This window comes from Flavobacterium sp. PL02, assembly GCF_035013205.1.
Lineage (GTDB): Bacteria > Bacteroidota > Bacteroidia > Flavobacteriales > Flavobacteriaceae > Flavobacterium.
In genome coordinates this window covers 70,693-83,625 of sequence record NZ_JAYGJP010000010.1, presented here as the reverse complement: position 1 = coordinate 83,625, position 12,933 = coordinate 70,693, and the positions used below count along the sequence as shown (strand labels likewise).

The 12,933-nt window shown below is 33.0% G+C and carries 13 protein-coding genes; 5 read left to right on the top strand and 8 right to left on the bottom strand.

Translation table 11 applies throughout. The features are described from left to right. Positions 1 to 51: 51 nt before the first annotated feature. From SHI72_RS20705 to SHI72_RS20685, 5 genes are all read right to left on the bottom strand, one after another. Positions 52 to 789 (bottom strand): DsbA family oxidoreductase, encoded by a 738-nt coding sequence (locus SHI72_RS20705; protein ID WP_323491252.1) that lies wholly within the window; start codon positions 787 to 789, stop codon positions 52 to 54. A gap of 456 nt (positions 790 to 1,245) precedes the next feature. Continuing rightward, positions 1,246 to 2,352 (bottom strand): NADH:flavin oxidoreductase, encoded by a 1,107-nt coding sequence (locus tag SHI72_RS20700; RefSeq protein WP_323491251.1) that lies wholly within the window; start codon positions 2,350 to 2,352, stop codon positions 1,246 to 1,248. Positions 2,353 to 2,363: 11 nt separating this feature from the next. Next, positions 2,364 to 2,663, bottom strand: coding sequence for a metalloregulator ArsR/SmtB family transcription factor (locus tag SHI72_RS20695; RefSeq protein WP_323491250.1), 300 nt, complete (start codon positions 2,661 to 2,663; stop codon positions 2,364 to 2,366). Positions 2,664 to 3,067: 404 nt separating this feature from the next. Continuing rightward, positions 3,068 to 3,775, bottom strand: a complete 708-nt coding sequence (locus SHI72_RS20690) for an ATP-binding protein (RefSeq protein WP_323491249.1) — start codon at positions 3,773 to 3,775, stop codon at positions 3,068 to 3,070. 31 nt (positions 3,776 to 3,806) lie between these two features. Continuing rightward, a complete protein-coding gene (locus SHI72_RS20685; RefSeq protein WP_323491248.1) occupies positions 3,807 to 4,538 on the bottom strand; it encodes a YggS family pyridoxal phosphate-dependent enzyme in 732 nt (243 codons plus the stop codon). A 415-nt stretch (positions 4,539 to 4,953) separates the two neighbouring features. Here SHI72_RS20685 and SHI72_RS20680 point away from each other — a divergent pair, with 415 nt between their 5' ends. From SHI72_RS20680 to SHI72_RS20660, 5 genes are all read left to right on the top strand, one after another. After that, complete coding sequence (locus SHI72_RS20680) at positions 4,954 to 5,550, top strand: TetR/AcrR family transcriptional regulator (RefSeq protein WP_039115701.1); 597 nt, start codon at positions 4,954 to 4,956, stop codon at positions 5,548 to 5,550. Between the two features lie 9 nt (positions 5,551 to 5,559). Then, positions 5,560 to 5,787, top strand: coding sequence for a hypothetical protein (locus SHI72_RS20675; protein WP_039115699.1), 228 nt, complete (start codon positions 5,560 to 5,562; stop codon positions 5,785 to 5,787). Positions 5,788 to 5,809: 22 nt separating this feature from the next. Continuing rightward, a complete protein-coding gene (locus SHI72_RS20670) occupies positions 5,810 to 7,090 on the top strand; it encodes an MFS transporter (protein ID WP_323491247.1) in 1,281 nt (426 codons plus the stop codon). A 251-nt stretch (positions 7,091 to 7,341) separates the two neighbouring features. After that, positions 7,342 to 8,109: an AraC family transcriptional regulator gene (locus SHI72_RS20665; protein WP_323491246.1), complete on the top strand. Its 768-nt coding sequence runs from the start codon at positions 7,342 to 7,344 to the stop codon at positions 8,107 to 8,109. 30 nt (positions 8,110 to 8,139) lie between these two features. Next, entirely contained in the window at positions 8,140 to 9,300 is a 1,161-nt protein-coding gene (locus tag SHI72_RS20660; protein WP_323491245.1) for an NAD(P)/FAD-dependent oxidoreductase, read from the top strand. Positions 9,301 to 9,363: 63 nt separating this feature from the next. Here the strand turns inward: SHI72_RS20660 and nadB are convergent, their stop codons facing one another. From nadB to SHI72_RS20645, 3 genes are all read right to left on the bottom strand, one after another. Beyond that, positions 9,364 to 10,887 (bottom strand): L-aspartate oxidase, encoded by a 1,524-nt coding sequence (nadB, locus tag SHI72_RS20655; RefSeq protein ID WP_323491244.1) that lies wholly within the window; start codon positions 10,885 to 10,887, stop codon positions 9,364 to 9,366. An 18-nt stretch (positions 10,888 to 10,905) separates the two neighbouring features. Beyond that, complete coding sequence (gene nadA, locus SHI72_RS20650; RefSeq protein WP_416348483.1) at positions 10,906 to 11,871, bottom strand: quinolinate synthase NadA; 966 nt, start codon at positions 11,869 to 11,871, stop codon at positions 10,906 to 10,908. 407 nt (positions 11,872 to 12,278) lie between these two features. Next, complete coding sequence (locus tag SHI72_RS20645) at positions 12,279 to 12,905, bottom strand: MCP four helix bundle domain-containing protein (protein WP_323491243.1); 627 nt, start codon at positions 12,903 to 12,905, stop codon at positions 12,279 to 12,281. Between the last annotated feature and the right edge of the window lie 28 nt (positions 12,906 to 12,933).

Genomic DNA, 12,933 nt, shown 5'->3' with positions numbered 1-12,933 from the left:
CTTTAATTTAAAAACTGAAGACTTATAATATAATTTTTAGCTAAATTGTTTTTATATACAATTTCCATCGGGAGTACAAGATTGACCGTCGATTATATCCAACTTTGTAGCAGGATTATCTTTTCTCCATTCTGCGAATGATTTTTCTAATGTTTGCAAAAATGTTTCAGGAGCTTGTGCGCCATTAATAGCATATTTGCGATTAAAGATAAAAAACGGAACTCCATTTATCCCAAGTTCTTGAGCTTCCTGAACATCGCCTTTTACTTTATCGGCATATTGATTATCTGTTAAAGATAGTTTTACATCTTCGGTAGTTAAACCAATATCTTTTCCTAATTCTTCTAAAACTTTTGGATTTCCAAAGTTTTTTCCTTCTGTGAAATAAGCATAAAACAAACGTTCTTCGGCTTGATCACCAAGTCCTTTTGTTTTTGCCAGTTGAATCATTCGGTGTGCGTTGAAAGAGTTTGCAACAACAGCATTATCAAAGTTATATTCTAATCCTGCGTTTTTTGCAGTTTGTACAACTCCTTGGTGCATTCTTACTGAATCCTCGTAACTAATTCCTTTTCTGTTAGCAAGATATTCGTAAACATTTTCTTTTTTATCAAAATGCTCTGGAATGTTTGGGTCAAGCTGAAAACTTTTCCAAACAATTTCGATGTCTTTATTATCTGTAAATTTGCTAAGAGCCGTTTCATAATTTCGTTTTCCAATGTAGCAAAATGGACACATGATGTCGCTCCAAACTTCTACTTTCATTTTAGGTGTTCCTATTATTTCCATTGTGTTTTATTTTAATATTTTGTACTTAACCGCAAAGAGCGCAATGATTTACGCAATCCCGAAGCGTCGGGAGCAAAGTTTTATCATCTGTAGGTTAAAAAAGTTTTACCATTAAGGCTTCAAGTTTCATTAAGGATTAAGCTTAATTTTTCTTTATTACTTAATGGTAAAATCCGTGTTATCAGCGTTACATATATAGACAATACAGAAAATCCATTTAATCTTTATAATCTGTGGCAAAAAATCTAACCATTAAGGTATTAAGTTTTATTAAGGATTAAGCTTAATTTTTCTTTATTTCTTAATGGTGAAAAAACCTTTAATCTGTGACCGAAAATTAACCGCAAAGAGCGCAAGGGTTTACGCAAAGAGCGCAAAGGTTCTTAGCACCTTAGAATCTTAGTTTCTTAGTGCCTTTGTAACTCAGAACCTTTGACTCTCAGAGTCTTAAAAAAATTATTCAATAACCAATTGACCTAGAGCTTCTTTGCTAAAGCCTTTTAGTTCTTCGGTTTTTCCTGCTTTAATTTTAGCAACCCAATTTGGGTCAGAAAGTAATGGTCTTCCAACTGCTACTAGGTCAAAATCTCCTCTGTCCATACGTCTTGTTAATTCATCCAAAGATGTTGGTTGAGAACTTTCACCCGCAAATGCACCAAAGAAATCACTAGAAAGGCCTACAGAACCTACAGTGATTGTTGGGATACCTGTTATTTTTTTTGCCCATCCAGCAAAGTTTAGGTCGCTACCTTCAAATTCTGGTTCCCAAAAACGACGTTGTGAACAGTGTAAAATATCTACACCAGCATCAACTAGAGGAGCAAGCCAAGCTTCCATTTCTAGTGCGTTTTTAGCCAATTTATAAGTGTAATCTGCTGGCTTAAATTGTGAAAGTCTGATGATAATTGCAAAATCTTCACCTACTTGTTTTCTAACTTCTTTAATTACTTCCACAGCAAAACGAGTACGTTCTGCAAGAGTTTTTCCACCGTAAGCATCAGTTCTGTGGTTTGTTGCATCCCAGAAAAATTGATCGATAAGGTAATCATGAGCACCGTGAATTTCGACACAGTCAAAACCTAATCTCTTTGCATCTGCAGCAGCCTGACCAAATGCAAGAATTGTATCTTCGATATCTTTTGTAGTCATGGTGTTACCATTACTAAAACCTGGACGGTTTAATCCAGATGGCCCTTCAAAAGGAACTGGAGGAACCCAACCTGAATGGTGGTTATCCATAATACCCATGTGCCAAATTTGTGGTCCCATTTTTCCGCCAACTGTATGAACACCATCAATTACTTTTTTCCATCCTGCAAGTGCTTCATCACCATGAAAGTGAGGAACATTTACATCATTAGATGATGAAGGTCTGTTTATAACAGTTCCTTCAGATAAAATTAAACCTACTTCACCTTCGGCTCTTTTTTGGTAATAGTTTGCTACATCATCTGTAGGGATTCCGTTAGGAGAAAATGAACGCGTCATAGGCGCCATTACTATTCTATTTTTAAGATCTAACGTCTTTAATTTAAAAGGCGTAAATAGACTATTTGTACTCATATCAATGTTTTTTATAAATTAAATTCAATTATTTTGCTTAGTTCTGCAAATGTTTTTTCATTGCGTTTGTAGTAAGTCCATTGTCCAACACGTGTAGATTCTATAAATCCTGCGCGCTGAAGAATAGATAAATATTCGGAAACAGTCGATTGCGTAAGTCCAGCTTTGGCTTGTATTTGTCCCACACATACGCCATGCTCAAAACCATAAGGTTCTTGACCAGGAAAGTTTAGTTCGGGGTCTTTTAGCCATTCCAACATTTGTAACCTGGACTTATTAGATAATGCTTTAAAAATTTCGATATGTTCCATGATGCAAATGTATCGACTTTTTCCGATATGCCAATATCAGATAAAATATTTAGCAAATATTTAAGAGAGGAAAGGGTAAGAAGAACTGATTGTAAGTCAGTGTGATAATGAGATATTCTAGGCTTTTGTTTGTAGTTTTACAAGGTTTTTAGAACCTTGTAGGTTTGATTCGTATTGTTAAAATTATTTTAAATGCTTGTAGAGATTGATAGCTAAAATAGAAATACCTAACAGATTTTTAAAACCTGTTAGGATAACAACATGGATTTGTTGGTTTAATTTTGTTGAGATATTTTATACCTACAAGGTCTGGAAAAAGACCTTGCAGGATATGAGTAACACGAATTTACACAAGCTAATTAGTATAAATTAGTAGAATTTGTGTTTGATTATTTTTTAGAATTTTATTTCTGAAGTTCTAATTCTTCAATGATTTGTTTTTTCATTGTAGTGTTGATATAATCTTTTGCTTCGGCATAAGAAATTTTATGCTTACGCACAATTTCCTGTAGATGCGATGGGAAAGAAGCTAATAGTTTATCGTAGTATACATCCAATTCGTTCTCGTCTGGCATTTCAAATTTCAGTCGTATCTGAAACCTTCTCAATAAAGCAGTATCGATGATATTATAATGGTTTGTTGCGCAAATAAGCAAGCTATCATCTGGGAAATAATCAATCAACTGAATAATTGTGTTTACCAAACGACGCATTTCGCCCACATCTTTATCATCGCTTTCACGACTTTTTCCTATTTGGTCAAATTCATCTAGGAATAAAACTGCCTTTTCACGAATGGCTTTATCAAATATTGCTTTTATGTTTTTGGAAGTTTCTCCAATTCGCGCATTGATTAATGTGCTCAGATTTATGATGACAATATTTTTGTTTAAAGCCGTTGCAATTGCTTTGGCAGTAGTTGTTTTTCCGCAACCAGTATGCCCGTGCAGGAATATTTTATTATCTACTTTAAGATTATATTTTTTTAATTCATCAAGATAGCGATGTTCTTTTATTATTTGTTCTAAAGCGGCTTTGTTTTCTTCGCTAAAAAGCAAATCATTCAAGGCTATTTTCTCGGTATCGTTTACGGTAAGTTCGTATAGATTCATCTCAATTATTTATTTGATGCAAAATTAAGTCTTATTCTGCAATATTCTCATTCCAGATTTCTTTTCCTAAAAATCGATTTCCGAAGATAGATGTTCCAACTCTAACTATATTAGAACCTTCGGCTATAGCCAATTCCAGATCTTGAGACATTCCCATAGAAAGTTTTAATTCGGTAATACCTTCAATTTCTTCTGCATAAATCTCATCTCTTATTTGTCTGAGTAAACTAAGTGATGGCTGCATTTTATCTTTTTCTACATCTAATAAACCAATGGTCATTAAACCTTTAATATTTAGGGTGTTGTATTTCTTTATTTCTCTGATAAAAGAAACAACGTCATTTGGCGGAAGCCCAAATTTACTTTCTTCGTATGAGGTGTTTACTTGTATAAAAACATCTAGATTTCTTCCTTGGTTTTGTAATTGCTTGTGAAGTTCTTCAGCCAAGCTAAGTCTGTCCAAAGACTGAATACAAGTTACATATTTTAGAACATCTTTTATTTTATTGGTTTGTAAGTGACCAATAAAATGACGTTTGATATCTAATCCTTGTAATCCTGAATCTTTATCTCGTAGTTCTTGCATTTTGTTCTCGCCAATAAGAGTTTCACCAGCCTCAATGGCTATGCGTATTTTATCGGCAGGAACGGTTTTGGTTGCTAATAATAACTGAACATCTGATGCATTTCTACCAGATAGTTTACAAGCATTTTCGATGCGCTCATGAACCTGTTTTAAATTGGAAATTATCATATCTTTCATAATGCAAAGGTAAGTAGTTGTGGATGATGGTGATAATCCAGTTTTAAGTTTTGCTTATGGTCCAGTTTTTTTGAAGGCTTTGAGCGACTATTTTTTTTACCATTAAGATATTAAGAAAAATTAAGCTTAATCCTTAATGAAACTTAATGCCTTAATGGTTAAACTTTTTTGACATTGATTAAAGGAATTTTCACCATTAAGAAATAAAGAAAAATTAAGCTTAACACTTAATGAAACTTAATGTCTTAATGGTTAAGCTTTTTTGACTCTGATTGTAACCCCTTGCGTTCTTTGCGGTTAATAGCACATCTGTAGTAAAAGCCTTGTATTGATTTTACTTTTCAACTGAAAAAAAATATTAATAAAAGAACGCTCATTCATTTAATGTTTTATATTTGCTAAAAATTTCCAAATTATGAGAGTAAGAGATATAGATAAAGAGAAGTTAGTTGTTACAAATGCGATAGAGTTAATTGTTCAGGATGGCTTTCAGGGCTTTAGTATGAATAAGCTAGCGAAGGCTTGTAATATTTCTGTGGCGACTCTCTATATTTATTACAAAGACAAAGATGATTTGATTAAAAAAATTGGGGCAGAAATTGCTATAGAATTCTTTACATCCACGATAGAGAATTTTTCGCCAGATATGCCATTTGAAGAAGGTTTATGGATACAATGGCAAAACCGAGCTGCATTTACATTTAAGTATCCAAAGAAGGTTGCATTCTTTGAAGTAATTAAACAATCCCCACATGCTGAGGATATATTAAACTCTACAACTAAATTCTCTGATTTTAGGATAATCATGAAACAATTTATTGAAAATTCATTGCATAATAAGGAACTAGTGCCAATGCAATTTGAAGTTTTTTGGAGTATCGCTTACGGTCCTTTATATACTTTGTTGAATTTTCATAATGAGGGAAAAAGCATGGGAGGGAAGCCATTTAAGCTTACTCAGGACATGATGAAAGAAGCCTTTGGGGCTGCTATAAGAGCATTAAAACCATAAAATAATACTATGGAAACAGATTTAGATAAAATCTATATTTTTAAAACTAACATAGAACAACTATGTACTGATTGTGAGGTGACTAAAACACTAAACAATCACGCAGATATTCTGCAATGGAGTGTTGATACCGATGATGTTGATTATGTGCTGCGCATTGTTTCGGAAACACTTACAGTTAAAACAATAATTAATATTATTAATGATCTTGGACATGAATGCCAGGAATTAAATTAATCAAAAAAATACAAATATTATAATGGAAAAAACAAAATTAGAAATCCCACCCTTTTCTTCTTATCAAAAATATATTATCGCCTTATTGGCACTTTTACAATTTACGGTTATACTCGATTTTATGGTTCTTTCTCCACTTGGGGATATACTAATGAAAAATCTAGATATGACTACTGCAAATTTTGGATTTACAGTTTCGGCTTATGCATTTAGTGCGGGTACTTCAGGATTGCTTGCAGCTGGTTTTGCAGATAAGTTTGACCGAAAAAAACTGCTTGTTTTCTTCTACACAGGATTTATTATTGGTACAGTTTGTTGTGCCTTGGCAACTAACTATGCGTTGTTGCTTTCTGCCAGAATTGTAACAGGTCTTTTTGGAGGTGTAATCGGATCCGTTTCTTTGGCAATTGTAACCGATTTATTTGTAATTCATCAGCGTGGTCGTGTGATGGGATTTATCCAAATGGCTTTTGCTTCAAGCCAAATTTTAGGGATTCCGGTAGGTATTTATTGTGCAAATCACTGGGGTTGGCATTCCGCTTTTTTGATGATTGCAGGACTAGGAATTCTTATACTTGTTACAATTGTAATCAAGATGAAACCAGTTACCGAACACCTTAAATTACAGTCGGATAAAAGCCCTTTTTTACATTTATGGCATACTTTAAGTAATAAGAACTATCAGGTTGGTTTTGCGGCGATTGCATTCTTATCTATAGGCGGATTTATGTTGCAGCCTTTTGGGAGTTCTTTCTTAGTAAATAACATTCATATTAGCCAATTAGAGTTACCAATGGTCTTTTTTTTTACAGGTCTTTCGGTACTTTTTATCATGCCTCTTGTGGGGAAATTAAGCGACAGAGTTAGTAAGTTTTGGTTGTTTACTGCAGGGTCAATACTATCGATTATTATGATATTAATTTATACCAATCTGGGACCAATTCCTTTATGGGAAGTAGTAGTAATCAATATGATTTTATTTATGGGTATCATGAGTCGTATGATTCCATCGACAACACTTAATACTGGAATTCCAGATATGAAAGATCGTGGAGCATATATGTCTATTACTTCATCAATGCAACAAATTGCAGGAGGTATTGCAGCTGTTTGTGCTGGATTTATTGTACACCAAGAAACTAAAACATCACCACTAGAGAATTACGATATTCTGGGATATGTAATTTCGGCAGTAACACTTTGTTCGATATTCTTTATTTGGAGAGTAAACCAATTGGTTAAATCAAAAGGTAAGGCTGTAGATGCAGGAGTGAAGGTTGTAATTGAAACAGAAAGTGTTTAAGTCTGTGAGATAAGATTTAACCATTAAGGGATTAAGATTTAACCGCAAAGTGCGCAAGGGTTTACGCAAAGGTCACAAAGTTTAGATGGTTTGACTAAAAAAGTTTTACCATTAAGACATTAAGTTTCATTAAGGATAAAGCTTAACTTTTCTTAATTTCTTAATGGTAAAAAAATCTTTCTAATCCTTTTAATCTGTGGCTAAAAAAGGACAAAGCTTAATTTTTCTTAATGCCTTAATGATCAATAAAATTGAATAAAACTAATCAAGAAATACTAGATATAGACTATCGGGAAATGAAACCTGGTTTCCCGTTGTCTAACTATGTCGAAAGTTTTTGGATGCTTTCGAATGTTTCTGATCAGGAAAAACAAATTGTGATTCTGCCAGATGGGAGAATAGATCTTATATTTTCTTTTGAAGACAGAGATAATATTACACTTCTGGGGGTCGATTCTGAGCCTTCTCGGGCAGTGCTTGCGCCAAAGACTTCTATGTTTGCAGTTAGTTTTAAATTACTGGCTATCGAATATCTTTTTAAAGATAAATTCCCTGTTTTAGTAGATACGGCTTATAATTTGCCTTCGGCTTATTTGGGGATTTCAATTCAGGATTTCGAAAATTTTGAAGGGTTTTGCGATTTACTTTCTTCGAAATTCCTGAGTATTCTGAATCATGAAATTGACGAACGTAAGAGAAAATTATTTGATTTAATATATAATTCAAATGGTGAAATTACGATTGCTGAAATTGCCGAAACAATTCATTGGAACAGCCGACAAATCAATCGATACTTTAATCAACGGTTTGGAATATCATTAAAAGCGTATTGTACCATTCTTCGTTTTAGAGCTACATTTCAACAAATAAAAGAAGGCAAACTTTTTCCTGAACAAAACTTTACGGATCAGGCTCATTTTATAAAAAACATCAAGAAATTCTCGGGTGTAACTCCTAAGGAACTGAACAAGAATATAAACGACCGATTTATACAATTATCGACACTCAAGAAGAAATAATTTTGTCTTATAAAATTAAAGAATTGAGTTATGTTGATTAAAAATAAAAAAATAGCAATTGTAGGTGGAGGACCAGGAGGTTTAACATTAGCAAGACTTTTGCAACTTAAAGGCGCAGAAGTAAAAGTATATGAGAGAGATTTTAATTCGGATGTTAGAGTTCAGGGAGCAACTCTAGACCTTCATGAAGAATCAGGATTAGAAGCACTTCGCCGAGCAGGATTAATAGACGCATTTTATGCCAATCATCGTCCTGAAGCTGGTAAATTGCGTATTCTAGATAAAAACCTGAATATTGCAATGGATACGCATTCTGCTGATGATTATGAAGAGAATCGTCCAGAAATAGATCGTGGCCCATTACGAAATATACTTCTAGATTCTTTACAACCCGATACTGTGGTTTGGGACAGTCAGTTTCTTTCGATGGATCCAAAAAATGAGGGTTGGGAATTAACATTCAAAAATGGTACAACTGCTGAAGCTGATATTGTAATCGCAGCCGATGGAGCCAATTCTAAAATAAGACCTCACATTAATGCGATAAAACCAATATACTCGGGTGTTACTATTGTAGAAGGAAACATTTATGATTCTGAAAAAAATGCTCCAAAGTTATACGAGCTTGTAAATGGTGGAAAAATATTTGCTTTTGGCGACGAAAAAACATTGATTTTAAGCATGAAAGGGGATGGAACACTATCTTTTTATACAGGTTGTAAAGTCGATGAATTTTGGGTTCTTGATAGTAATATTGATTTCTCTAATAAAGAGCAAGTTTTTGAATGGTTTATAAGCGAATTTGGTTCTTGGGATCCAGTTTGGCAGGAATTATTTGAAAGTGATGAAATGTCGATTATTCCCAGACCACAATATCATTTCCCGCTAGATCAGCAATGGGATGCTTTGCCAAATCTTACTATGTTAGGTGATGCTGCACATCGTATGCCGCCTTATGCAGGAGAAGGTGTAAATATGGCAATGCAAGATGCTTTTGAATTAGCTGAAGTTCTGTCTGGTAATAACTTCCCAAACGTTCAGGCAGCAATTGCCGCTTACGAAAAGCAAATGTGCAAAAGAGCTTCGGAGATTACCAAAGTCACTTTAGATTCTACTGAAATGATGCATTCTGATGATCCTATCACTAAATTGATTAATATGTTTAATGGTGTTGATGAGGTGGAGCATTAATTAGTGATCCTTAATAATTTTTAGATAGTTATTAATTCTATGTCAAGTAATATATCTTGAGTTTTAATAACTTGAGATATTTTCAATAATTTGTTCTTTATGATCCTCGATAACAATTTTTGCTACTGTAAGCATATTTGTGAATTCTACGAGTTGTGTTGTTAGCTTTTGTTTTTTAAACAACAATGCTACAGTTTTCATTTTCATCGATTCTATTTCGTCTATTATTTTTTCAAAATCAGCATCTTTGTTAGCGTAAAATTGAGTCATAATTGTTTGAAGTTCTTTTTTAAGCTTTATAAAATTATTAGAATTGGTTTTAACCAAAGGTTGATTAAAGCCTAACATAGATTTTTTTGGAGAAAATGCTATTTCATCAATTATACTATCAATATGTTTTGAAGCTTGATGTGCAAAAACTAAAGCTTCTAATAAAGAATTTGAAGCTAATCTGTTTTTTCCATGTAATCCCGTTCTGGAGCATTCGCCTATGGCGTACAAGTTTTTTATATTTGTTTCTGAGTTTTTATCGACATTTATTCCTCCACATTGATAATGCGCAACAGGTACAATAGGAATTAAGTCTGTTTTAGGATTTAATCCGATTTTCTTGCAGTAATCTGTAATGGAAGGAAAATGAGCACAGAATTCTTCTAATTCCAAATGTCTGCAATCTAAATAAACATACGGTTTTCCAGATGTTTCTATTTCTTTGCTTATAGCTTGAGAAACAATATCTCTTGTAGCTAATTCTCCGCGAATATCATCTTTAAATATAAAACGTTTTTGATCTTCATTTACGATATGTGCTCCAAAACCTCTTACAGCTTCTGAAATTAAAAAGAACGGATTTTTATCTTCTTCGTATAATGCCGTTGGGTGAAACTGTATGTATTGCATATCCTTTATTAAGGCTCCGGCTCGTGATGCAATTGCAATTCCATCACCTGTTGCAATTTCGGGATTTGTAGTGTTTTTAAAAATTTGCCCACATCCTCCAGTGCTTAAAACAATGGTTTTAGCTTGTATGTATTTTATTCTGTCATTGACTTTGTCACAATAAAAAGCTCCTGTAGCATAAGGATTTCCTTTATTGTTTTTAGTATTTATATCTATAACCAAATGATTTTCTAATACGGTAATATTAGATAATTGATTTATGGTATCAATTAGTTTTTTTTCGATTTCTGCCCCAGATATATCTTTATGATGTAAAATGCGATGTTGAGAATGTCCGCCTTCTAAACCTAAATTCCAGATTCCGGATTTATTTTTATCAAAAGAAACACCAATATCAATAAGTTCACCTAACCTTTCTGGCGCCTGATATATTACCATTTTTACAATTTCTTCATCACATGAACCACCTCCAGATTTTAAGGTGTCCTGAATGTGTTGCTCAAAACTATCTTCGATACTATCAGTAACAACTGCAATTCCTCCTTGCGCTAATTGTGTATTGGAGTTTTTAGCTTTTTCTTTGGTCATGATCGTAATCGATAATTCGGGACGTTTTTTTGCTATTTTTATTGCAAAAAATAAACCTGCCACTCCTGAACCAATTATAAGTATGTCAGTATTTTTCATGATGATAAGCTTTGGTGATTAAGAGAAATTGAGCATTCTATTTATTGGTTTTATAGCTTGTAATCGTAATTCTTCATTAATGCTAATTTCTGGGCTTTCATTCTTTAGACATAAATAAAGCTTCTCTAGTGTATTTATCTTCATATAGGCACATTCGCTACAAGCGCAGGTATTATCTTCGTGAGAAGGAGCTGGAATAATCGTTTTGTTTGGAGCATCTTTTGCCAATTGATGCAGAATACCTGCTTCGGTTGCTACGATAAATGTTGTGGCCGAATCATTTTTGATAAAATTGAGCATTCCAGATGTTGACCCAATATAGTGGGCTGTTTCCAAGATATGTCTTTCGGATTCGGGATGTGCAACAATCTTAGCGTTTGGGTTTGTATTGTAAATTTCGATTAGTTTATCTAATGAAAAAGCTTCATGTACAATGCAGGAACCGTCCCAAAGAAGTAAATCACGTTTTGTTTCCTTTTTTAGATACATTCCTAAGTTTTTGTCTGGGGCAAAAATTATTTCTTGTTCTTGAGGAATCGCTTCGATTATTTTCTTAGCATTAGAGGAGGTACATACCCAATCACTTAATGCTTTTATCTCTGCTGAAGAATTGATGTAGGTTACCACAACATGTTTAGGAAAAAGTTCTTTTAGTTTTTTAAAGTTAACCGGGTCGCATCCATCGGCAAGAGAACAACCTGCATTGAGGTCAGGTAAAAGCACTTTTTTATTTGGATTGATAATTTTTGCAGTTTCGGCCATAAAATAAACTCCTGCAAAAACAATTGTATCTGCATTTGTAGTGGCTGCTTTTTTTGATAATTCAAGACTGTCGCCTACAAAATCGGCAATATCTTGTATGTCTTTTTCTTGATAATAATGAGCGAGGATAATCGCGTTTTTTTCTTGTTTTAATCGGTTTATTTCAGAAATTAAGAATAATTTATCCATGAATTTATTTTTATCGATACTCTTATATTTCATGTTAAGAATACCCAAATTAGATTAGTTACTTTTTTAGAAAACAGAATTTTAAATTAAAAAACTCCCAAACCGAAAACGTGTTCTATATATAATTGCCTTGCTTTTTATGAAGGCTATTGCATATTATTGCAATTTCTAATTTTTGTATTCGGCCTAGGAGGAACCTATTCCATAATTTTACTACAAATGTTTTATAACTTTTTGAATTATAATTATTTAATTATGGTTTTAGCGTTGTAAAGATATTATTGAGGTTAATCTTATTTCATGATTTTAATCATGAAATGCATTTTTTATGTTTTAATATTTAGAAGGAGTGAAGTAGAAATACAGAAAACATAGAAAAAGCCTGTTGATGCAGTATTTGCTTCAACAGGCTTTATGATTTAAGAAATATGATTTTTAAATTAATTCAGGCTAGGGCCTTCGGGAATTTTTATAGTTCGCTTGTGTCTTTTTGTTAGCAATAAATAGATAATTGCAACGCCAAGAACTATTAATAAAGCAATTTCTAGTTGTGCCAATACATTATATTGGTTGTATGCTTTATTGGCGTTTTCTAACTGTAATTTAGCTTCATCAACCTGAATTTTAGAAAGTGATTCTAAAGTAACTAAAGCTTCATCTGCCGATTTTTCGACTTCTTGCCATTGTTTGTCTTGAGCTTGTTTGTTTATTTTGTTACAAATAGCAACAAAAGTATTAAAGTCTTCTTTTTCTTTGGGTGTTAAAACCGTTTTATGATACAATAAGTTTATTGCCTTGATATTTTGAATAGACGTAATAACAGCATCGTTTTTATCAGCTTCATTACTGTTTTTAACTGCGTTTGCCTTAACAAGGTTTAACTCATTGGCATAATGAAAAATATAGGTAGAAACGATTAAACGATCTTTATAAATTGCATTGATATTCTCATTGGTGGTTTCGGCGTTTCGTAGTGTATTAAAAGTACTTAGTATTATAATTAACATTACAATTGCCAGTATAAAAGCGGCTTTTGTTTTCTTGCTACTATTTTTTAAACCCATCATATTGTATTGATTTGTATCGCAATATAAT